General features: G+C 42.4%; 18 protein-coding genes. 5 read left to right on the top strand and 13 right to left on the bottom strand.

Annotated elements, in window-relative coordinates; translation table 11 throughout:
• Window positions 1-2: 2 nt before the first annotated feature.
• Both NQ503_RS13390 and NQ503_RS13395 read right to left on the bottom strand, forming a co-directional pair.
• Window positions 3-998, bottom strand: coding sequence for an ABC transporter permease (locus tag NQ503_RS13390; protein ID WP_005427626.1), 996 nt, complete (start codon window positions 996-998; stop codon window positions 3-5).
• Window positions 998-2503 carry a sugar ABC transporter ATP-binding protein gene (locus NQ503_RS13395; protein WP_044926169.1) on the bottom strand — a complete coding sequence of 502 codons (1506 nt, stop codon included), beginning with the start codon at window positions 2501-2503 and terminating at the stop codon, window positions 998-1000. Before NQ503_RS13395 ends, NQ503_RS13390 begins: the two co-directional genes overlap by 1 nt.
• A 246-nt stretch (window positions 2504-2749) precedes the next feature.
• On the opposite strand from NQ503_RS13395, the gene NQ503_RS13400 reads away from it, so the two are divergent.
• Genes NQ503_RS13400 through NQ503_RS13420 form a run of 5 tightly spaced genes read left to right on the top strand, consistent with a single transcriptional unit; the run spans window position 2750 to window position 10552 of the window.
• Complete coding sequence (locus NQ503_RS13400; RefSeq protein ID WP_005427628.1) at window positions 2750-5158, top strand: glycosyltransferase; 2409 nt, start codon at window positions 2750-2752, stop codon at window positions 5156-5158.
• A gap of 12 nt (window positions 5159-5170) precedes the next feature.
• Window positions 5171-5920, top strand: coding sequence for a glycosyltransferase family 2 protein (locus NQ503_RS13405; RefSeq protein ID WP_005427629.1), 750 nt, complete (start codon window positions 5171-5173; stop codon window positions 5918-5920).
• Window positions 5921-5956: 36 nt separating this feature from the next.
• Complete coding sequence (locus NQ503_RS13410) at window positions 5957-7105, top strand: CDP-glycerol glycerophosphotransferase family protein (RefSeq protein ID WP_005427633.1); 1149 nt, start codon at window positions 5957-5959, stop codon at window positions 7103-7105.
• Window positions 7106-7142: 37 nt separating this feature from the next.
• Entirely contained in the window at window positions 7143-8699 is a 1557-nt protein-coding gene (locus NQ503_RS13415; RefSeq protein ID WP_005427637.1) for a response regulator transcription factor, read from the top strand.
• On the top strand, window positions 8696-10552 hold the full coding sequence (locus NQ503_RS13420; protein ID WP_005427639.1) for a sensor histidine kinase: 1857 nt from the start codon (window positions 8696-8698) through the stop codon (window positions 10550-10552). The genes NQ503_RS13415 and NQ503_RS13420 overlap by 4 nt, the downstream gene beginning before the upstream one ends.
• 68 nt (window positions 10553-10620) lie before the next feature.
• On the opposite strand, the gene NQ503_RS13425 is transcribed toward NQ503_RS13420, so the two are convergent.
• The 11 genes from NQ503_RS13425 to NQ503_RS13475 form a co-directional block, all read right to left on the bottom strand.
• The gene (locus NQ503_RS13425; protein WP_005427641.1) at window positions 10621-12039 is read right to left on the bottom strand and encodes an arabinose isomerase; all 1419 of its coding nucleotides are present in this window, start codon (window positions 12037-12039) and stop codon (window positions 10621-10623) included.
• A gap of 18 nt (window positions 12040-12057) precedes the next feature.
• A complete protein-coding gene (gene rhaB / locus NQ503_RS13430; protein ID WP_005427642.1) occupies window positions 12058-13458 on the bottom strand; it encodes a rhamnulokinase in 1401 nt (466 codons plus the stop codon).
• A 237-nt stretch (window positions 13459-13695) separates the two neighbouring features.
• The gene (locus NQ503_RS13435) at window positions 13696-14811 is read right to left on the bottom strand and encodes a substrate-binding domain-containing protein (RefSeq protein ID WP_005427643.1); all 1116 of its coding nucleotides are present in this window, start codon (window positions 14809-14811) and stop codon (window positions 13696-13698) included.
• Window positions 14812-14983: 172 nt separating this feature from the next.
• A complete protein-coding gene (locus NQ503_RS13440) occupies window positions 14984-15964 on the bottom strand; it encodes an ABC transporter permease (protein ID WP_005427644.1) in 981 nt (326 codons plus the stop codon).
• An 11-nt stretch (window positions 15965-15975) separates the two neighbouring features.
• Window positions 15976-17487, bottom strand: coding sequence for a sugar ABC transporter ATP-binding protein (locus tag NQ503_RS13445; protein WP_005427646.1), 1512 nt, complete (start codon window positions 17485-17487; stop codon window positions 15976-15978).
• Window positions 17488-17507: 20 nt separating this feature from the next.
• Window positions 17508-18485, bottom strand: coding sequence for an ABC transporter permease (locus tag NQ503_RS13450; protein ID WP_022387934.1), 978 nt, complete (start codon window positions 18483-18485; stop codon window positions 17508-17510).
• 161 nt (window positions 18486-18646) lie between these two features.
• Window positions 18647-19636, bottom strand: coding sequence for a substrate-binding domain-containing protein (locus tag NQ503_RS13455; RefSeq protein WP_005427649.1), 990 nt, complete (start codon window positions 19634-19636; stop codon window positions 18647-18649).
• Complete coding sequence (locus NQ503_RS13460) at window positions 19633-21420, bottom strand: cache domain-containing sensor histidine kinase (protein WP_005427651.1); 1788 nt, start codon at window positions 21418-21420, stop codon at window positions 19633-19635. The genes NQ503_RS13455 and NQ503_RS13460 overlap by 4 nt, the downstream gene beginning before the upstream one ends.
• The gene (locus NQ503_RS13465; RefSeq protein ID WP_005427653.1) at window positions 21417-23036 is read right to left on the bottom strand and encodes a response regulator; all 1620 of its coding nucleotides are present in this window, start codon (window positions 23034-23036) and stop codon (window positions 21417-21419) included. Before NQ503_RS13465 ends, NQ503_RS13460 begins: the two co-directional genes overlap by 4 nt.
• Before the next feature lie 150 nt (window positions 23037-23186).
• The gene (locus NQ503_RS13470; protein ID WP_005427660.1) at window positions 23187-24116 is read right to left on the bottom strand and encodes a class II fructose-bisphosphate aldolase; all 930 of its coding nucleotides are present in this window, start codon (window positions 24114-24116) and stop codon (window positions 23187-23189) included.
• Between the two features lie 90 nt (window positions 24117-24206).
• Window positions 24207-24551, bottom strand: a complete 345-nt coding sequence (locus tag NQ503_RS13475; RefSeq protein ID WP_055055978.1) for a cupin domain-containing protein — start codon at window positions 24549-24551, stop codon at window positions 24207-24209.
• Window positions 24552-24553 lie beyond the last annotated feature (2 nt).

Raw genomic sequence — 24553 nt, forward strand, 5'->3', positions numbered from 1 at the left:
GATTACATCTCCCTTCCTTTCAGTGCATTCTTATCAGCGATACGCTGCAGGATTACGTTCATTACTACTACGACAAGGATGATAATACCCTTGATGGTATTCAGCCATAACTGGTTGAAGAATGGAATCAGCGGAAGTGCTTTTGCGATTGTTGCAAGGATCAGGGATCCAAGTAAAGCACCGATCACGGTACCACGTCCACCGTTCATGCTTACACCACCGATAACGCAGGCTGCGATAACATCCATTTCACCGCCGTACTGCATGTCAGGCATTGCAGATGCATATACAGAAACCTGAAGAGCTCCGCCAAGACCTGCCAGAAGGCCCATGATCGTATAAACAAGAAGTTTGATATTCTTTACATTGATACCAGATACTTCTGCTGCACTCGGGTTACTACCTACTGCATAGATCATACGTCCTGTTCTGGTCCATTTCATAAACCAGAAGAAAAATACATAACATACAATGATTACCCAGATGACTGCATTCAGTCCGAGGAATTTTGTTGTTGCAAAATTCTTGAAGTTGCCAAGTGCTGCTGCACTTGCCCATTCACCACCGTGGGATACCTGATAACCAAGTGCACGGTAGATATACATAAAGCCCATGGTTGCAATGATCGGAGGAACATCTGCTCTGGAAATGATCAGACCAACAACAGCTCCACATACGATACCGATTGCAATTGCGATCACGAATGCGAGGAATGTGCTGGAGATATGTTCATATTTCAGAAGCATACCGATGCTCATACCGGAAAGTGCAAGTGTTGACATGATAGAAATATCAATTCCGCCAACAAGCATTACACACAGCATACCAAGTGACATTACCATTGTTACTGCATTGTTTTTCAGCATATCCATCAGTGACTTAGGAGTCAGGAATGATGGGTTGATTGCTGTAATGATTACAAAAAGAACGATCAGGACAACTGCAAGCAGTGCTTCACGGGAGCCTGTGATCTTCTTCATGACTGATTTCTTTTCCATTATTCAGCACCCCCTGTATGTCCTTTTTCCATTGCGAGTTCAAGGATTCTTTCCTGTGTAGCTTCGCCACGGTTCAGCTCGCCGGTCTTACGTCCGTTGCACATAACAACGATACGGTCTGCCATACCAAGGATCTCTGGCATTTCAGAAGAAATCAGGATGATCGCATAACCTTTCTTTGCAAGGTCGCCCATGATCGCATAGATTTCAGCTTTTGCACCTACGTCTACACCTTTGGTAGGCTCATCCATGATAACAACTTTCATTTCCTGGCTTAACGCCTTGGCAACAACAACTTTCTGCTGGTTACCACCGGAAAGAGAGCTTGCCGGCTGGAAGATATCAACTGCCTTTGTATCAACTTCTTCAAGAAGTTTTTTGGCAAGATCACGTTCTGTCTTTTCATCATTGATACCACTCTTCGCATATTTGCTGATGGTAGGAAGTGTTACGTTTCTTCCCAGTCCCCAGCTCATGATCAGACCTTCTTTCTGACGGTCTTCCGGAAGAAGAATGATACCTTTTCCCATTGCATCGGACGGTTTTTTGATGTGAACTTCTTTACCTTCGAGGTAAACCTTACCGGAATCCGGCTGTGTGATACCGCAGACAGCTTCAACGGTTTCGGTACGTCCTGCACCTACCAGACCGGTAAGTCCAAGGATTTCGCCTGCACGAACTTTAAAAGATACATCTTTGAAATAACCTGTTCTGGAAAGATTTTCAACCTTGAGCATCTCATCTCCCAGTTTCACTTCCGGTTTCGGGAACAGGTCTTTGATCTCACGACCAACCATTGCTTTGATCAGATCTGCATTTGTAATTCCATCTACATCGTAAGTTCCAATATACTGGGAATCACGGAATACAGTAACTCTGCTTGCCAGACGATACATATCCTCAAAACGGTGAGAAATGAAGATAATGGAAACTCCGTCAGCTTTTAATTTATCAACCAGTGTGTAAAGTTTTTCGGATTCGGATCTTGTCAGTGCTGCAGTAGGCTCATCAAGAATGATGATTCTTGCATTGGTGGACATTGCTTTTGCAATCTCTACCATCTGCTGCTGAGCAACACTTAAGGTACCCATTTCTGCTGTTGCATCAAAATCTGCATCCAGCTGTTTCAGAAGTTTGTTTGCTTCTGTGTTCATGGCTTTCCACTGGATCATTCTGTTTTTGATGATCTCATGTCCCATGAAAATATTTTCTGCAACGGTCAGATGCGGATAAGATGTCGGATGCTGATATACGGCTGCGATACCTGCGGCCTGTGCATCTTTCGGTCCTTTGAAATCCACCTTCTGTCCATTTAAGAACATCTCGCCTTCTTCTGCCTTATGTACACCGGTAATTACTTTAATAAATGTAGATTTACCAGCACCGTTTTCACCCATAAGTGCGTGAACTTCGCCAGGTTTTAACTGGAACTGTACATTGTTCAGTGCCTTAACGCCCGGGAAAATCTTTGTTATGCCTTTAAGTTCAAGAACATATTCAGACACGGCTCTTTCCTCCCTTTTCTTAAATCTGTTATTATTATAACAATAAAACTTTCTATCCAAAACAGGAAAATATTTCGAATCGGGGTAAAATATTTTCCTGTTAATGGGTAATATTTTCCAGTTATCTTCCCAAAACAGGCACTGTCATTAGTAACTGTTCACAGCAAGCGTTCCATGACATTGACATGAGTTTTTGCATTTGTTATAGTTACTATATATTTATTACTGAAGGGAATTCGTGCAAAAATGAGCTTTCTTGGCAAAGTAAAAAAGAAACTGCGAAACGGCAGCTGGTATCCTTTTTACAATACATTCTATGAAAAAAATAATCTGGATCCCCATATGATCCTGCTGGAATCCAGAAGTGGCAAAGCTCTGGAGAGTAATATTCTTTCCTTATTAAAAGAGCTCTGTCAGGAACCCTATCGCAGTTTCACACTTGTACTGTCTGTCCATCGTGACTCTGAAAATGAAATAAAAGAGAAACTCCAGAAGAACTCCATTCAGGGAGTTCATTTTGTGCGTACCGGTTCTGTTGCTTATTACCACGCCCTCAGCCGTGCCGGCTATCTTGTGAATGATACCTCGTTCCCGGGACGCTTTATAAAAAAGGAAGGTCAGATTTACCTGAATACCTGGCATGGCACGCCTCTTAAGAAGATGGGACGTGACAATCGTCCTGAGATGGTAACCATGGGAAATGTACAGCGGAATCTGCTGGATTCTGACTATCTGGTATTTCCAAACCAGTTTATGGAAGAAAAAATGTCCGGAGCCTATATGCTGGACAGTCTGTACCGCGGAACCGTTCTTCGCGAGGGTTACCCACGTAACGATATCTTTCGTCAGCCGGCAAATCTCCACTTAAAAGAGCAGGTCGGTCTGCAGGGCAAAAAACTGCTTGCCTACCTTCCGACTTTCCGTGGTAATTTTAATGCTCTGGACGATCAGGGATATATGCAAACGCTCTCTCAAAATCTTTCTCTGTGGGATTCCCAGCTGAATGAGGATGAGATTCTTCTTATTAAATTGCATCCGTTCCTTCATGGTCTGGAAGATTTTTCCGGTTATCATCATATTCTGCCATTTCCGGCATCCTGGGATACTTATGAGGGATTGAGTGTCTGTGATACGCTAATCACGGATTATTCCAGCGTGTTTTATGATTATGCCAACTCCGGCAAAAAAATCATACTTTTTGCCTATGACCGCAAGGAATATGAAAGTTCCCGTGGTATGTATGAAACAATCGATTCCTATCCTTTTGATTATACTGAAAAAGCAGAGGAGGTCATTCCATTTGCACACTGCTCCGGTGGCACACCGGACAATGCTTTTATGCAAAAATATGCCAGCTATGAAGACGGACACGGTGCCGAAAAGATCTGTCGTCAGGTCTTCCTTCATGAGGACTGCTGCCGCAAGTACCAATATCATGGCAATGGTAAAAAAAATATTCTGATTTATGCAGGAGACCTGGATCTCAACGGTATCACAACTGTCCTGTATTCTCAGCTTCATGAACTGGATCTTACCCGTTATAATTATTTTATTTCTTTCCGTTCACTGTACGTAAAAGATCACCCGGAAAGGATGGAACGCCTCCCGGAAGGCGTCGGGATCTATCCACTGGCCAGTGAAATGAATATGGATCTGCTGACAATGGCTGTCCAGCTTCTGAAACTGAAAGGCCATACCGGTTCCTGGGCCGAACACAGACTGCATACCGCTTACAGACGCGAATGGAAAAAACATTTCGGAAGTACTGAATTTGCCTGTGTAATTCATTATAACGGCTACGAAGCCTATACAACTTCACTTCTTGAAGAGGCTCCATGCCCACGAAGTATCTGGATTCACAATGATATGGCAAGGGAAGTCCACTTGAAAGGCAATATGAACCCTTATCTTCTGAAAGAGGCATATCATACCTATGATCACATTGTACCGGTGAGTGAAGATCTTATCCAGCCTGTTGTCAGTGAATTCGGTGCTGACCGTTCCAGAATCACGGCCATACACAACTGTCACGATTATCAGAGTGTGCTGGAGCGAAGCCTTGCTCCCGTTGCATTCAATGAAGATACACTATCCAATGTTTCTCTGGAAACACTACAGTCTGTACTTGATTCTGACGCTCCAAAATTTATCAGCATCGGTCGTTTTTCACCTGAGAAGGGACACAAACGACTTCTGGATGCTTTTGAACAATACTGGAAGGAGCACCCTGACACCTGGCTAATCATCATCGGCGGTGTTGGTAATCTCTACGATGAAACACTGGCTCATACCAGGGCTCTGCGCGCATCCGATCATATTATCCTGATCCGTGCAGTCACCAATCCTATGCCCATTCTGAAACGCTGTGATCTGTTCCTTCTTTCTTCCTATTATGAAGGACAGGGAATCGTTCTTATGGAAGCGGCAACACTCGGTATCCCTGTAATGGCCTGCGACGTAAGCGGATGTCACAGTTTTCTGAAAAAATACGGCGGGCTTTTGCTCGAAGATTCAGAAGCCGGACTCCTGCACGGCATGCAGTTATTCGCAGAAGGAAAAGTTCTCCCACTGCATATCGATGCCGAATGCATTAACCGTACCTCAGCCGCCCAGGTAGAGGCTTTAATTGCCGGTGATATCTCGTCCAAAAACTGAAAGGAACTTTTTATGACAACAAATAAACCTCTGATTTCAGTTATCATGCCCGTCTATAATGGTGGCTTTACCATCCGACAGGCAGTGGAATCTGTTTTCTGCCAGAATATTCCTCTGGAACTGCTGGTCATTGACGACGGTTCCACGGACCAGACTTCAGAAGTACTGTCCGTTTACCGGAATCGTCCAGATTTCCATTATCTGAAAAATCCACATAATATTGGAGCTGCAGCCTCCCGTAACCGGGGGGTTCAGGAAGCTCACGGACAGTATGTCGCATTCCTTGACGCAGATGACTGGTGGGAAAACGGCAAACTGCAGATTCAGCTGGATACTCTTCACGAAACAGGTCGTGTACTCTGTTCTACCGGAAGAGAACTTATGAACTACGATGGAACTCCTACCGGCAAATATATCCCGGTGAAGGAAACAGTCTCTTACAGGGATCTTCTGAAACATAACAGTATCAACTGTTCTTCTGTTCTCCTGTTGAGAGATGTCGCTGCTGAATTCCCGATGGAACACGATGACAGCCACGAAGACTACCTTACATGGCTTAAGATTTTGCGCAAATACGGTCCCGCTGCCGGTATTGACCGCCCGCTTCTTAAATATCGTATGAGCAAAACCAGCAAATCCGGAGACAAAAAGAAATCTGCCATTATGACTTATAAAGTATATCGTTATATGGGCTACAGCCACATGCGCTGTATTCTGTATTTTATTTCCTATGCCATACATGGATTCTGGAAATACCGCTGATACTGTATCATTTTAACTGGAAAGGACATAGCAACCATGGGAAAAGCCAAAAATCTGCTGTTCACAGCATGCCTGGAGCATTTTGGACAGATTCGTCCAGATTCTCATATCTGGCTGTTTTCTTCTACAGATAACAGTCATTACAATTATAATTCCCGTTATCTTTTTGAATACGTAAAAGAAAATCTTCCGGAGATCACCCCTCTTTTCGTGATCAATGATCCGGAGCTTCGAAATAGTCTTTCCTCTAAATATGGAAAACAGTATTTTATCGAAACAGAAAGTATACAGGGTATTCGTCAGGCACTGTCAGCCGGTGTATGGTTTACATCTGCCGGGCTTCCTGCCTATGGGACCGGTCTTCACAAAAAGAGACTGATCATTAATCTCTGGCATGGTGTTCCACTGAAAAAAATTGCTCTTCTGGATCCTAATCTCAAAAAAGCAGCACGTATTTATTTCAAAAAGATTTTCTCTGAAAACTATACCTGTATCCTGACAACCTCTCATGAACTGATTCCCCTTATGGCCAGAAGTTTTGCTGTTTCTGAAGACAAAATCAAGGTCTGGGGACAGCCGCGAAACGATGGACTGTTCCAAAAAAATGACTGCCGTGAAATTTTAGGCCAACTGTTTCCGGATCTTCCGGAATATACAAAGACTGTGCTTTATGCCCCAACTTTCCGCGATTATGGACAGGTTCAGCTGTTTCCGTTTAAAGATTTTGATCAGAAACAGCTGGAGGCATTTCTTGATGAAAAGAACATGTTGCTTTTTATACGGACTCATGTTGCCGAACAGGGTTCTGCTGCTCCATATCTTGGAAAAAGAATTCGTTTTCTTGGAAATGAACAGGCTGAAGATGTCACCGGTATTCTGAATATCTTTGACTGCCTGATCACCGATTATTCCAGTATTTACATTGATTATCTTCTCACTGACAAACCAATGATATTTCTTCCGTACGACCGTCAGCAGTACCTTGACGGACGCGGCATGAATTTTGATTATGATGACGTAACCCCTGGTCCGAAGCCTGAGACATTCAATGACTTTCTGGATGCCCTCTCTCCAAAAGAGGATTTCTGGAAATCTGAACGGACACGGGTAAACCGTCTTTTTAATGAAATTCAGCATCCCTGTGCTGCTGATATCTGTAACAAGGTTCTGAAAATGATTTGGTAACTTTAATCTTTACTGCACCAATACTAAGGAGAATCATATGAAATTACTGATCGTAGATGATGAAGAGCTTACCCGCACTGGTGTGATCACTTCGCTGGACTGGGCTTCTCTTGGCATAGATGAAGTCCTGCAGGCAGATGATGGTGTGCACGGTCTTGAAACAGCACGGCTCTGCAAGCCGGAAATCATTCTGTGTGATGTGCGTATGCCCCGCATGGATGGTATTTCCATGCTGGAACGTCTGGAAAAGTTTCTTCCTGATACTGTTCCGATCTTCATGAGCGGATACTCAGATAAAGAATATCTGAAGGCGGCTATCAAATTAAAAGCAGTCAACTATATTGAAAAGCCTTTTTCTATTTCAGAAATCGAAACTGCCATCCGCGAAGCCCGTGAACTTTACACCCAAAAAGTCCATTCCCGCAGAGGCGAGACACTGCATTCAATGGAAACTGCTTCCCGTCTGGCACTGCAGCTGACTCTTCCCTACGGAGGCAACAGCCAGATCATAGAGCAGCTCTCATCTGAACTTGGGCTTACTATGAATGCATCCACTTACTTTACTTCTTTTATCGTAAAAACGGATCTGTTTCTGGATGCATCCATTCCATCCATGACTGATTTTTATCAGGAATTCCAGGATTTTCTGGAACCATTTCATATGAAATGCATTTATCTCGAAAAGAAAATGCAGTATCTTGTTTATTTTCTGTTTTCACAGAATGAGCCAGCCAGCAGACAGTTGCAGTCAGTGAATACTTACCTTTGCAGTCATTTTGCAGAGATCGGACATTATTCTATGGCATGTGGTGATACAGTATACGGCCTTTCAAAAGCCTATCAGACCTATACTTCTGCTGTTATTCTGTTACAGAGCAGTTATTTTTTTCCAGAAAATACGCTACTGACTTCTGCCCAGCCAGACGAAAGTCCGGATGTACAGAGTAATATTTTTTCAGACTCGCCGGCGGCGGCTTTTGCAGATGCATTATCCAGGCTGGATCAGATCTCCGCTGAAACTATTCTTCAGAAACTGTATACTACTTTTTATAAAAATCATCGTTTTCTGCAGAATCCGGTCAAAGATCTTTATTACAAACTTTTTTTATGCCTAGAAGATGCCCGCCACCAACAGAAGATTGCCGGTTCCGGAAATGTTGAAAGTATCGCCGAAACAATTGATGACTGTTTCACATTTCCGGAGCTTCATCAGACCCTGATCACCAAAACAAAAGAATATTTCACGAAAGCCGAAACAACTTCTCAGGAAAATCCGACTATTTTTCTGATCAAAGACTACATCAGTAAGAATTATATGAACGAAACTCTTTCTGTAAAGGATATCAGTTCCCATGTGTTTCTTTCTACTTCGTATGTATGCACATTCTTTAAAAGCGAGACCGGGCAGACGCTGAATCAGTATATAACAGAATATCGTATGGAAAAAGCCAAACAGCTTCTGAAAGATGCACGTTTTAAAATCACAGACATATCTTCCAGGGTTGGCTACAGTGACGGTAACTATTTTGGAAAGAGCTTCAAAAAATACAGTGGGCTTTCTCCTTCTGAATACAGGGAGCAGAATTTGAAATGAATAATATTATAAAAAAATGCCGGCAGTCTTATGGTGACATGAAGTTGAGTTACAAATTTACACTTGTACTGCTGCTCACTGCAACTGTACCTGTTGTAATGATGGCCTGCTTCTTCTATGGAAAACTTTATGACATGGTTGTTTCCTACACGATCCGCCAGGAACAGGATACTTCCGCCCAGACAGCTCCTTACATAGAAGATCTTGTACAGCAGATCATTGATGCCCATGACGGAATCACTGATCAGGAATTTTTTCAGATTCTGTTCCACCAGCCTGTTAACTCACCATTTCAGATGTTTCTGGATACAAACGATGCACAGTATTTCCATGAATATGTAGAAAATCTGATTGATTCTGATATGATCTCCGGTTTACAAATCTATATGGATTTTCCACCGCAATCTGTACGACTTTTCAGTGATGATCTTACGAAAGATTATTTTTCACCTATGAGCAAAGCTCGTGGTACCTACTGGTACGGTATCTTTCAGGGTACACAGCAGTCCTCCCTGTTCTGTCCTGCTTTCTATCTTGGTGAACGCGAGAAAAAAAAATACGGAGATCTTGCATATATTACTTCCACGACCTTTTATTATCAGGGAAAAGCCCGTCAGGCTTACATCGCCCTTTACAGTTCTTCAGATTATCTCTCAGATATGTTGAAAGATAATCTGACGATTGACGGAAGTGTTTCTTACATCATCAATGATCGAAATGCCGTGGTCGCATCCTCCGATATATCCCTTTCGGGTATCTATCTGTTGGATTACGATACAATTGAGGAATCTTTTATGTCCTCCAACAACTTCATTGAACGGAATATTTTGGATACTACCGTGTATGCCGGCTTCTATAACATCAAACAGCCCGAATGGTTTATGGTTACTGTCCTGCCTTCTGGTCCACTGATTCATCAGAGTAATGCCATCATGGTTCAGTATGTCCTGATGTATCTTGGTTTTCTGGTATTCGCCCTGGTTCTTGCACATTTTATGTCACACTCGATCACGAACCGAATCTCCTCTGTCATACATCAGATGAGTAAGGTACGTAAAGGAACCTTAAGTCCTATGGACAGTCCGGAATACCATGATGAGATCGGTGATCTTATTGATACTTACAACTATATGACGCGTAAGATGGATCAGCTTATGACTGATCAGGCTAAAGCTGCAGAAGAACTTCGAATCGCTGAATTTCGTTCTCTTCAGGCCCAGATCAATCCACATTTTCTTTATAATACCATGGATATGATCAACTGGCTGGCGCAGCAGGGACGGACAGATGAAGTTTCCCGCGCCGTTCAGAGTCTCTCCCGCTTTTATAAGTTGACTTTAAGCCGCAAACAGAGCATCAGCACGATTTACAGAGAAGCAGAACACGTTTCCATCTACCTGCAGATACAGAATATGCGTTATCATGACAGCATTACCTTTGTATCCGACATTCCTGATGAACTCATGGAATATCAGATTCCTAAGCTGACTCTGCAGCCAATCATTGAGAATTCTGTACTGCACGGCATTCTGGAAACCGCTGATAAAACAGGAACTATTGTTCTTACCGGATGGATGGAAGATTCAGACATTGTTCTTCTGATATCTGATGACGGAATCGGAATTGCTGCGGAGCAACTTGCAACGATCCTGTCCGGTGAAGGTGCAAGTTCCTCCGGTGGCACAAATATAGCAGTGTACAATACACACCGCCGTCTTCAGATCCTGTATGGTTCTGATTATGGACTCAGTTACACCAGCAATCCTGGCCAGGGAACAGAAGTTGAAATTCGTATACCTGCCCGAAAGCATTCTGCAACCCTTGATTCTATTCCTCCATTATACAGAAAATAAAAAAAGAGACCGCTTTATGCGATCTCTTTTTTTGAATATGAATATGTGTATAAAGTAGATGGCTTAAATTATCTTGTAACGATATCAACCGGAATATTGAAGATTTTTGCTACCTTCAGAATTGTATCGATATGTCTTCCTGTAGCTGCTGCCATATGATGTGTCGGGCCAGCTTCGCTCCAGCGGTTAACAAACTCTCTTGCTCCACATGTAAAGCGTGTTCTCATGTTTGTATCACCGAAGGAAAGGATAGGTCCTTCTTCGTTTACACCTTCTGCTACAACAAATTTGAAGTGTCCGTCTTTATCCTGTGTGATTGCAAGATAGGTAACCGGACCTGTGTATGGATAGAACTGTGTCAGGTATCCGCCGCCTGTTTTACCGTGGAATACCGGCACGATCTTCATGGTAGGTTTCTTATCGGAAATATCAGCATCTCCACTTCCGGAATGTCCGATAATGCAGATGTCCTCATTAAAGTCGATGGAATACATTTCTGACAGCTGACCTGTACCTGAAATTGTCTTCAGGATACTCATTGCCATGGCAACTTTCATATCACCTTCTACAGCGCATGCTGTACCCTGTTTGATCAGCATGGAAAATGCCGGAATCAGCATACTGTCAAGGACACCAGCTTTACCCTGAGCAAATCCGTCGTAATGAGAAGCAACCATGCTGAGGTGTTCATCTTTAACCCATTTTTCAAATGCTACAACGTATTTTGCCATATCCCATACTTTTTCGATTGTGCCGCCATCTTCGATATCGAATGTATCAAGAATATCCTGAGCTTTTGCGCGGATTGCTTCTTCATCTGTAATATCATCAGCGATAGCCCACATTTTTTCCCAGTCAAACTGTTTTGTGTACAGGAACATTCTGTTGTACAGGTTTGTCTCATCGATGTAAAGGTCCATCATACCCGGATATGGTCTTCCGATCTGAGCTATGTTAGTATCACGGAATCTTCTTCTGACCTGAGCAGCTTTACACCAGTCTTCAATCTCAGCCTGAACAGCCGGATCTCCACCTTCTACAACACCTGTGATAACAGCGTGTCTCTTGCCTGCTCTTTCAAGGTCAGCAACAGCTTCACCAACAGCACCGCAGGCATATCCTTCACCAAGCCATGCAGCGATATCTGTGTGATCGTAATCCAGTGCTTTCAGTTTCTGAACGTTAACCAGAACAACTGGCACATCCAGATCACGGATTGCAGGAAGCATATTGTAAGATGTAGCATAAGTCAGCATCTGAAGGAAAACGATGTCTACATCAGCTGCACGGAATTTATCTCCAGCTACCATAGACTGTTCTTTTGTTGTTACCATTCCTCCGTCAATGATCTCTACTGTATCAGGAATTGTCTTCTTGAATGCCTCATACTGAGCTTCAAACTCAGGTACCAGTGATGGGAACTGAGGAAGATATGCTCCTAATGCGATAGAAAATACACCAACTTTTGCCTTTGTGTTTACTAACATAGTAAAACCTCCTATTTGTTATTTATAAATTTTGATCCCGAAGGACTCGTGGATCGTTGTACGAGCCTCTTCTACGGATTTAAAATCTCCGGCTTTCAGCATCTGTGCTGTAATATTACCAATTGCTGTTGCTTCGCCAGGGCCAGCATGAACTTCTTTTCCTGTAGCTTTTGCTGTCAGTTCATTAAGGTATCCAGCGTTAGAGCCTCCGCCAACTACATGAATACGGCTGTAAGTTCTTCCTGTGATCTCTTCCAGTTCTTTTGCTGTTTTTGCATAGCATTCAGCAAGACTGGTGTAGATAACTGTTGCGATCTCGCCCATTGTTTCCGGAACTTTCTGTCCTGTTCTACGGCAGTAGTCTTTTACTTCTTCTGTCATATTTTCTGGAGAAAGGAAACATTCATCATTTGCATTTACTCTGGACGGGAAGTCTTTTGCTTCTTCTGCCATTGCGCAGATTTCTGCAAAGCTGTATTTGTCATTTACTTCATGACGTACAGACTGGATCATCCACAGACCCATGATGTTTTTGATGTAACGGAAACGTCCTTCGTATCCACCTTCGTTTGTGAAGTTCAGTTCACAGCTCTTTGCGGAGCAGTCCGGAGTTTTTCTTTCGATACCCATCAGTGACCATGTTCCGGAGCTGATGTAGATGAAGTCATCATCGTTTGCCGGTACTGCAAGAACAGCGGATCCTGTATCATGAGTTGCAGGTGCAACTACTTCCAGGTCAAATCCAACTTCTTTCTGAAGTTCTTCTGTCAGATGTCCAACTACTGTTCCAGGCATGATCAGTTTCTGGAAAATTCTTCTTGGATATCCAAGTTTGTCAATGATCTCATAATCCCAGTCTTTTGTTTCAGCGTTAACCATCTGTCCTGTTGTAGCTTCTGTATATTCACAAGTCTTCTGTCCTGTCAGAAGGAAATGGAAATAATCCGGTACATGAAGCAGAGTTTCTGCTTTTTCCAGATATTCAGGATGTTTTGTCTTAACTGCCATAAGCTGATAAATAGTATTGTAAATAGCTTTCTGGATACCAGTTCTTGCATACAGTTCTTCTACTGGAATGAATTTGTAAACTTCTTCATCCATGCCTTCTGTACGGTGATCACGATATCCTACAGTGTTTCCAAGTACTTTGTCTTCTTTGTCAAGAAGAACGAAGTCAACGCCCCAGGTATCAACACCCATACTTACCGGAATCTTGCCGATTTCTTTACATTTTTTAAGACCAGCAACGATTTCTGTAAAAATTCGGTCGAATTCCCAACAGAGTTCTCCGTCTTTCTTAACCATACCATTTTCGAAACGATGGATTTCTTCAAGTTCCATCTTTCCGTTTTCCATGTGTCCAAGAATCAGACGTCCACTGGATGCGCCCATATCTACTGCTGCATAATATGTTGCCATTGTTAAATCCTCCTAAATATGTAAGATGTGTATAGCATTTATTGTTGTGCAAAATGCTATGTCAAAAAGGTTCTTTCATATTTGATAATAACATAATATCCTAAAAAGCGATAAATGTTAAGAACCTCGTTTGTAAAAAAAAGTGTCCTCAGTTGCTTTATTGAAGTAAATTGTGAATGTGTTACTTAAAAAACCCCCAGGGCAAATGCCCTGGGGGTTTTCACCCTAAACTAAAGATTAGTCATAAAGGTTTGGAGCGATTTCTTCATCGTCCATGTTTGTAGAATCATACCAGTAACCATCTGTAGGAACATCTTCAAGCTCCTGTCCGTTAGCTGCTGCTGTCAGAGCGTAAATTGCATAGTAGCCCATCATCAGAGGAGACTGTGTAACTGCACCAAGGAATGTTCCGTCCTGAACTGCTGCTTTGATGATAGAACCAGCGTCGAAACCAACACCGATAACATCGCCTGCTGCTGCGTCAGATCCAAGAACGTTCAGGTTAGCGTTAGCTGCAAGAACACCTTCTGCTGCTGTCTGGTTGGAACCGAAGATAGCGATGCAGTTTTCTTTGGAAAGGATAGCCTGAGCTTCGTTAGAGCAAAGCTCTACAGTTGTCTGTGCCGGTACAGCAACCTGGATAACAACGTCTGCGTCAGCTTCTGTTGCATCAGCGTTTTTAGCTGCGTTTACATAGAATTCGTTTCCAGCAACTGCTACTGTTTTTCCGTCAGCCTGAAGCAGTTCGATCATTTTGTCGATGAATCCGCCACCACGCTGCTGGATGTTCTGAGCTGTAGCATCCTGGTTAACTTCACCGATGACAACCTGTCCTTCTGCGTTAGCTACAACATCTTTGATTGCGTTGTACATATTTTCAGCTGCTACAGAACCAGCCTGAGCGTTGTCTGTACAAACTTCGCAAGCGATAGATCCTTCTGGAGCATCTGCGATACCTGTATCGAATGTAACAACCGGGATTCCTTTAGATACACAATCGTTCAGAGCGTCAAGAACGGAAGATGTATCACAAGCTGCAAGTCCTAATCCTTTCGGGTTGGAAGCGATTGCTGTGTTGATCATGTTAACCTGGTCAGCGATATCAGATTCACTGTTCGGTCCCTGTGCTGTGTAAGTAACACCAAGTTCTTCAGCAGCTTTCTTCATACCTTCCTGTGCTGCATCCCAGTATGTGGACTGGAAAGATTTAACCATCATCGGGAACTCATAAGCTTCATTTGCTTTGAGATCTTTGAACTGATCCGGAAGATCAGCTGCCATAACTGTTGATGCGGACATTCCTGCTACCATTGCTGCACAGATGCTTAATGCTACTACCTTTTTGAAATTCATAATTTACTTCCTCCTTATAAATATAAATTATATAGTTTTTATGATGATACGTCAGTAGGAAATTGTCTGACGCCCCACATCCTTATGAAGTTTTAATAAATATTCAATTTCTTTTACAGCAGAGCGGATATCTATAATCCACTGTGCTGTTTAAATCATTCATTTATACTGCTTACATAGCAGCTTTTTTCTTTTCTTTGATGATATCAATCAGGACTGCTACGATAAGTACAAGACCTGTGATGATCTGCTGCCAGTTAGCCTGCAGGCCGATATATGGAAGACCTGTCTTCAGGAGCATGATAACGAAGATACCAACAAATGTTCCGATTACGGAACCGTAACCACCGGTTGCCGCAACACCACCAACGAATACACCGCCGATAGCATCCATTTCAAGTCCGGCACCTGTACCAGGCTGTACGGTAGGTGTTACTGCTGCATAAGCGATTGCTGCAAGTCCTACGAACAGACCACATACTACGTATACCATAACGTGGTAGAATTTTACATTGATTCCAGAAAGAGCTGCTGCTTCTTTGTTAGATCCGATTGCGATAGTGTAACGTCCGAATTTTGTGTGATTCAGAACGAATTCCATCAGCAGAACCAGAAGAACCATCCACAGGAACCCGATCGGATAACGGGAAGCACTTCTTCCTGTACCAACTGTGATCTTGAAGATTGAGTGGAACCATCCACCATCCTGTGTAAGTCCCGGCCATGGTGTTGCGCTGCAGAGAGAACCAGCACCACGGGTGATCATACATGTACAAAGAGTTGCAAGGAACGGCGGCAGGTTCATAACACCGATGAGCACACCATTCAGGGCTCCAATGACGAGTCCAAGTACCAGGCAGAGCACCATAGCTGCTGCTACCGGCCATCCATGGCTTCTTACCATTGTTCCGGCGATAAGTGCATAACAAACCATACCGGTTCCGATTGACAGGTCTACACCACCAGTGATAAGTGGGAATGTAACACCGATTGCCATCAGAAGATCATAGTAAGAGAAATCCAACATACTTAAGAGAGTTGTATACTGTCTGAACTCCTTACTCATAATGGAGAAGATCGCTGTCAGAGCGATGATAACCAGTAATACAATAAATCTCTGATCACTTATAATACTTTTTTTCTTCTTAGTCATGACTATCCTCCTTAATCGATATTTCTTGTGGCCTTATCCATGATGCGTTCCTGTGTAGCTTCGGAAATATCAATATTTCCAGTTACTTTACCTTCGCACATAACGATGATACGGTCACTCAAACGGAGAATTTCTGTCATTTCAGAAGAAATCATGATGATTGATTTTCCTTCTGCTGCCAGTTTACTCATTAACTTGTAAATTTCGTTCTTGGCACCAACGTCGATACCTCTTGTAGGTTCGTCGAAAATCAGGATGTCACTGTCGCGGGTAAGCCATTTAGCAATAACAACTTTCTGCTGGTTACCACCGGAAAGGTTAACTACCAGCTGATCACCGCTTGGTGTCTTAGTTGCCAGTTCTTTAACATATCTTTCGCTGACTTCTTTTTCTTTTGCCTTATTGATGAAGATTCCATTTGTGAACTCTTCCATTGTTGCCAGTGTTGTGTTTTCGTTAACAGATTTCTGAACTACAACACCATATCTTCTTCTGTCCTCTGACAGATAACCGATACCATATTTAACAGCATCCTGCGGGCTGTTGATTGTAACTTCTCTGAGCTGTCCGCTCTTGTCCATAATGGAAATCTTTCCACTCTGTTTCGGGTCTGCTCCGAAAAGTGCTCTTGCAGTCTCTGTACGTCCTGCACCCATAAGTCCCGAGAAACCAAGAATTTCACCTTTGCGAAGTTCAAAGCTTACGTCCTGAACCATCTTACCAGCGTTCAGATGTTCTACTTTAAGAACAACCGGTGCATCTGGTGCAACCATGCTGTGTTCCTTCGGATCTTCATAAATAACACGACCAACCATCATGTTAATGATGTCTTCTTTTGTACTGTCTTTTGTGATCAGAGTTCCTACATATCCACCATCTCGCATGACTGTTACACGGTCTGTGATAACTTTGATCTCATCCATACGATGTGAGATATATACGATACCGAGATTCTTCTCACGAAGATCACGAATGATTACAAACAGGTCAGCGATTTCTTTTTCTGTAAGAGCTGCTGACGGCTCATCGAAGATGATAACTTCTGCTTTGTGGGAAATAGCTTTTGCGATCTCACACATCTGCTGTTTACCAACAGTAAGGTTGCTCATCTTTTCTCTTGGGTCGATTTCAATGTTCAGATCCTTGAATAACTTCTTGGAATCTTCAACCATCTTCTTATCATCTACACGGATACCTTTTTTCGGCTCACGTCCGATAAAGATGTTCTGTGCAACTGTAAGGTCACCGACCATGTTTAATTCCTGATGTACGATTACGATACCATTGTCCTGTGCTTCACGAGTATTGTGAAAAGCAACTTCCTGGCCTTTGTATGTAATAGATCCGGAATCTTTCTGATAAATACCGGTAAGAACTTTCATAAGTGTTGATTTACCGGCACCGTTCTCTCCCATAAGTGCATGTACTTCACCGCGTCTCACTTCGAAGTTAACGTGATCCAGGGCATGAACTCCAGGAAAGGACTTATCAATATCCTTCATTGTTAAAATAACGTCACCCATTGTTTCATCCTCCCTTTCGATCAGTTCTTTCTACGTCTTGCAGAAACGTCGGCATATACAGCTACGATTACGATGATACCTGTGATGATCATCTGCTGTCCTTTACCAAGACCAAATGCCATGATACCCTGCTGCAGAAGAGAGATAATAAATACACCGATTACAGTACCACCGATGGAAGCAAGTCCACCAACCATGGATGTACCACCCATTACACAACCAGCGATTGCTTCGTTGTTGTACTGATCGCCATAACCTGGCTGAACGGTTGTATATGTTGCTACAAAGAACAGTGCTGCGATTCCAACAAGGAATCCACAGATTACATATGCAAGCATGTTCCATTTCTTGGTATCTACACCAGAAAGTCTAACTGCTTCGCTGTTGGATCCAAGGCAAAGGATGTAACGTCCTGGTTTTGTATTGTAAAGAACGATACCACATACAACTGCCATTCCGAGGAAGATTACCAGACCTACCGGGAATCCGTTAACTGATACGATGCTACGGAACCATCCGTTTTTCGGATCACTGCTCAGCGGCCAGCTTACAGACTGTGTTTTTGTAAATACAGAAGCGATACCTTTTGCGATATTCATGGATGCCATGGATACGATAAATGCCGGAACTGACAGATAAGATACCAGCCATCCGTTGAAGATACCGAATGCAAGGCCGATCAGAATGCAGATAACCATTGCTGCTGCACATGGAACACCATAAGATGTCATGCAGTAACCGGATACCAGTGCACAACAGAACATAACCGGTCCGATGGAGAAATCGATTCCTCCGGTTGCGATTACGAACGTAACACCAAGTGACAGGAAGCCCAAGAAGTATACATAGTTCAATGTGGACTTAATGCTGTCTCCAACAGGGAATTTATTTCCCAGCACTACCTTAAAAACTGCGAACATCACTATCAGAATACATACAAGTAAGATTCTGTTCAGTCCGAGCTTTTTGACTATTGGATTTTGTTTCAGCTTTTCCAATGTTTCACCCTCCTTAAAAGTTTTACACACAACTCTTGCGTTTTCTATATAATACCGTTAAACCCGCACAAATGTAATGGAATATCTTCCAAAAAAAGGTTAAATATTTACGGTTCGTACATAAATATTTAACCTTTTTTATAATAATTTCATTATTTACTTTATGAAAGCTTCAGCGTATTAAACGGAAAAAGCAGTTTTTCGATCTCACTATTGTACATATTGTCAGGTGTAACCAGTTCACAACCGGAATTCACATCTTTCTCATAATCTTTCCCTCTGAGCATACGTACAGTTTCCTTCACACCCATATACCCCATCTTGAAAGCTTTCTGAACAACAAGCGCTTTAAATACACCATTTTCCATCAGCTGAACAGCTTCCTGTGAACTGTCGACACCAACTACCTGAATCCGGTCTTTCGCTCCAGCTGCCTTAACTGCCCTTGCAGCACCTACTGATGAATATTCGTTCATTCCTGCGATCATCTTAAGATTCGGATATTTTTGCATAAGTTCATTTGTCAGTTTACGTGATTTCTCATACTGCGAATCACAATATACAACCTCAACAATATTATCTGCCAGATCTCCGAGTCCTTTGCGAAATCCCTCTTCTCTCTCCACTGCGGTGGATACACCCTTCACATGGGCCACGATCGCAATCTGATCATCCGGTCCGAGAAGTGATGCCGCAAATTTACCGAGTTTCTCTCCTGCTTCCAGATTGTCCGTTGCAACCGTCAGATCCTGCACCGGTTCTTCCGTATAGGAATCAATAAAACTGATCCTAATTCCTTTTTCCTTTGCTTCATCCAATATTTTGTTGGATTCTGTAAAACTGGATGGAGAGATCAGAATCGCATCCGGTCCCTCTTCAATCGCCTCTTTCAGTAGTTCATTCTGTCGTTCCACATCATTTTCTTCTGTCGGCGCCTTGATCTCGATTGTTGCATTGTACTCCTGTGCTGCCATTCTGGTTCCCAGGATCAGTGCTTTCCAGAAATCATTTGTCTTGTCTACGACCTTTGGAATATACACAAGCGAAAGCCTGCGCTCATCAATTCTTTTCTGGCGATACCAGATGCCACCTCCGATTCCGCTGATCAGACAGACTACCAGGAAGATACTCAGCCATTTTTTCTTTTTCATATCTGTCCCTCCTGTCTGCCTGGAATTGTGATCGTTGCAGTTGTTCCTTTACCCAATTCACTGGTATACGTAATTCCGTAATCTTCTCCATAATAGAGTTTTAAACGTTTCTGTACATTATAGACACCTACTCCGTTGGAATGATAATTCACTTTATGTTTATCATAAATATGAGCAAGAGTTTCTTCATCCATTCCAACTCCATCGTCAATCACCTGAAGGACTGCATTTCCATCCTTCATAAATCCTTTTACAATAAGAAGGCCCTTACTTTCTTTATATTTAAGTCCATGGTAGATTGCATTCTCTATGATTGGCTGAAGTACAAGCTTTATCAGAGGGATATATAATATAGAAGAATCTACCTCAATCTGGAATTCCAGTTTGTCCTTGTAACGCATTTTCTGTATCGTCAGATAGCCGCGCGCATACTCTACTTCATTCGCGATCGGAACAACTTCATCCTCATTGCTGATACTCTGACGGAGAAGTCTTGCAAGAGATGCCGTCATAAGAACAACTTCTTCATTTTTCTTTCCTTCTGCCATCCAGATGATCGAATCCAGCGTATTATAAAGGAAATGTGGATTGATCTGGGACTGTAATGCTTTCAACTCGCTCTTACGTTTTTCTTCCTGTTCGTGGACATTCTGCTCCATCAGTTCATGTATCCGGTGTGTCATCACATCAAAGGACTTTGTCAGACTGCCGATTTCATTTTTTGAATCTACCACAACATCAGAAACGCTGAAATCACCTTCCTGTACTTTTTTCATGGAATCACGGAGTTTCTGTATCGGAAGAGTAATACTCCTTGCCATAAATCTTGAAAAAAGAAGTGCCACAATGACCAGTATGATTGCCGTCAGTACATAGACACTCTGTGCCTGCCGACTTTTACTCAAAAGTTCCTTCACATTCGTACAGTCAACAACCGTCCACCCGGTCTTTTCTGAACGTGAGATGGAATACAGTTTTCCGTCGTTTCCGGTACCGGTCAGTACGGTATCTTCATCCGTATCCATGATCAGACTGATATTTTCGGTCTGCAGTTCATTGTAGAGCTGTTGCTGCTGTGGGTGATAAACAATATTTCCTTTTGCATCAAGAATAAACGCATATCCCTTTGTTCCAACTGTACTCTGATCACAGAGTCCACTGATCGCGCTGTAGTTCAGATCGATAAAAAAGACACCTTCTTTTTCACCGCTACCGCTCCGGTCACGGATTCCACGGCTCAGTGTGATCACCCATGGGCGTTCTCCACTAATGATGTGCTGTACATGGGAAGAAGTCAGGATCGGACCATTAGGCTTTTCGAGTGCAGTAGCATACCATTCCTGCGTATTGAGATCCAGATCCTGATTTACCGATTTACTTCCATCATTAATCAGCATCCGTCCATTCTTACTGATGATACCAACATTTCGAATATCACTCCGGCTGTCCAGAATTGTCTGGAACTGATTTAAAATACGGTATCTTCCTTCGTTATCGATTTTTTCATCAAAAAGGTAATCCTGCACATCCTCGTTACTCGAGATCAGATACGCAATATTCTCCATATAATCAATATAGGAATCAATATTCTGATTCATTTGCTGGATGATCGTATGCGTATATTCCGATGAATTTTCAAAAATAGATGTATTGGTAAATTTCATAGAAACACCGGTAACGATCACAACCGCACTCAGGACCAGGACTGCAACAGTTGCAAAGATAACGCTCTGGATACTGCTGAATTTTCCAATAAATCTCGCCGACAGATTTTTATTTTTCATCTACGCTTCTCCCTTGCATATTCCGTAGGTGTGCATCCGGTCATTTTCTTAAATGAGATTCCGAAATAATGTGGATCAGAAAATCCGACTTTTTCTGCGATCTCATAGTTCTTTAAGGTTGTATTTTCCAGCAGTTCTTTTGCTTTTTCCATTCTGGTCCGAATCAGGACTTCGGTAAATGTCTCGCCTGTCTCGTCTTTAAAAATCGTACTGAAATAGCTGGTGCTGATATTCAGATAAGAACAGATACTGTTCAGACTCAGATCCGGATCCATATAATTTTTCTGTATGTAGTCAATCGCAAGTCGGGCCTGCCTCTTGCTGCTGGATGTATTCAGTTCAGAAAGGATCTCAAAAATCCTGTCCGTATGTTTCTGTACAACTTTGCAGGCATCTTCAAAAAATTTCTGATCTGTTATCTGGCGGAGCAGTTCATCTCTGTCTTCTCTGATCCTGTCCATATCAGCAGATACATCTTCGCATGCATTGTCCATTGTACGGATGACCTGCTGCAGATACATGCAGGCACGGCTTTTTCCATAAGTGCCTGGACGAATGGAATCTTCAATCTTTATGAGGATCTGGTAAACCTGCTCCTTCTGTCCGGTCTTCATGGCTTCTTTGAGTTCTGCCAGATCATCTTCGATTGCGATTTCCTGAACGGGGTGCTGTTCTTCCATATCAATAAGAAGGTTTCCACCAAGGAGATAACGATACTGAAGGGTCTGTGCAGCCATATCGTGTGACTGGATCAGTTCTTCTGGTTTTTTTACCCATTTACCGATACCCATGGATACGTCAAATCCCATAACCTCTTTTGTTTTTTCCTGAATCTCATGACAGATTTCTTTTGTTCTGGATGTAAAATTACGGCTCCATTTTTCCTGAAAAAGGATTCCGACTCGGTTATTGCCTTCCTGATAGGCAATACCGGCTTCTTCTCTGGTGACGATCTCATCGCTGATGTTGAAAAGAACAAATGCCATCAGTGCGCTTTCCTGACGTTTTTCTGTATCCAGCTGGTACATGCCGGAATAGAGGTCAATATCAAAGATTGCCACGCGGTAGCTTGCTGCGGAGATGTCAATCCCCATTTCTGCAAGACGTTCAATACTTGCATTCACATCTGTCGTGCAGTTTACAAGTGCTTCTATATTTTTTGACCGGATTATCTGCTTATTTTTACGATACTCTTCCGAGTTTTGGGCCAGTGCATCCATTTTACTTTTTTCAAGACGCTGCTGTTCCACTTTTTTCTTCATTTTTTCAATTACCCCGGTAAGTTCCATCGCTGTCACCGGTTTCAATAGATATTCACTTACTCCATACTGAATTGCCTTTTTTGCATATTCAAATTCTCCGAATCCGCTAAAAATCACAATTACAATTTCCGGATAATTATCATGCAGAAAATTGCTCAGTTCCATTCCGTCCATGTATGGCATCAATATATCTGTCAACACAATATCCACCGGATGTTCTTTTACAAATTCTGCTGCCTCTTTGCCGTTTTCACAATCTCCGACCAGTTCACAGTCCATGCCCTTCCAGTCAATGTTTTCTTTGATTGCATCTCGAACAAGGATTTCATCATCTACTAGTAAAATGCGATACATACAGTTTGTTTTCCCCCTGCTGATAAAATAACGTTTTCCGTTTTTTCCTTCTGGTAATTCAGTTTACAGACAGAAAGATACCCCTCATATGATAGTTACAGAGTTTTCTCCCACTGTCTACCATAATAAGGAGCATCTTAGATCATATGCTTATTTATTTGAGAATATCTTCATAGCCTCATAAGCATTTTTCTTCATGGCTTTCATTCCCCAGTCTACGATGTCATGATAGTAAACCGGAATTTCCTTTCCCTCTTCCTGAAGTAAATAATGCATCTTATATTTCCTGCCCTGGTGAACAATTGGCATTTCTTTAAATGGAAGTTTGCTCTCTACACCAGTTCCGCCGGCTTTTGCCATATATGTATAGTAGTTGATCTTTCTTACGCCACGGGCGATAACTTTCCTGTAGTCTTCTTCACTGACACCAGATCCACCATGCATAACAAGTGGAATATTTACTCTCGCTTTAACATTCTCAAGTACAGACATATCAAGCTTCGGCTTGGTCAGATACAGACCATGTGCTGTTCCAAATGAACAAGCCAGTGCATCAATACCTGTTTCATTAACAAATGCTTCTGCCAGTTTCGGATCTGTATAGATTTTCTTCGGCTCATCGCCTGTCGGGATTCCGTCGTCATGTCCCAATCCAAGTTCTCGTTTGCCAAGCGTACCAATCTCTGCTTCTACGGATGCACCTTTTGCATGCGCAAGTTTGACTGCGATCTTAGTGTTAGCTACATTCTCTTCATATGGAAGAGCCGAGCCATCAAACATAACAGATGTAAATCCAATATTTAATGCCTGGTCAAGATATGCAAGTGTTTCGCCATGATCCAAGTGAACACATACCGGAACTTTGGCAGCTTTGGCTCTTTCGATCATGATTGGTCCAATCACACTGATTGGCATCATTGGCTCATGTACTTCCGCATGCATTATGATTACCGGTACATTTAATTCTTCAGCTGCACCAATAACAGCCATAATACTCTCAAGGTTTGGTGTGTTAAAAGATCCTACAGCACATTTCTTAGCCTCTGCAAGCTGTAGGATCTCAGATAACGTTACGAGCATTTTGTAACTTCCTTTCTGTCCACTTCGGACTACAACAATATGTTAAGATTATAACACAATATAAAAATATTGTGAAGAGTTCCTGTCATCTTATTTTTTCAAAATAAGTGCGATAAATTTGAGATCTTCTTTTCCATTATTCAGAAGTCCATGTCCTTCTCCATCATCACAAAAGACGACATCTCCTGCTTTTACCGGATACTTCGTACCATTGTCATTATAAATTCCGGTTCCGGTCAAAATATAATAGGTTTCTGATTCTCCTTCATGTACATGAAAAGCAAGATCACTGCCTTCAGGCATAACAACTTCTGTATACATTCTGCAGTGTTCTCCCAGCTCTTTGCCGTACAGCAAGGCATTTTTCTTTAATATACCGGAGCCTTCACCGGTCAGTTCTTCGATTTCAATTTCCGGTCTTGCGATTTTTGCCATAA

It is taken from the genome of Blautia obeum ATCC 29174 (assembly GCF_025147765.1).
GTDB lineage: Bacteria > Bacillota > Clostridia > Lachnospirales > Lachnospiraceae > Blautia_A > Blautia_A obeum.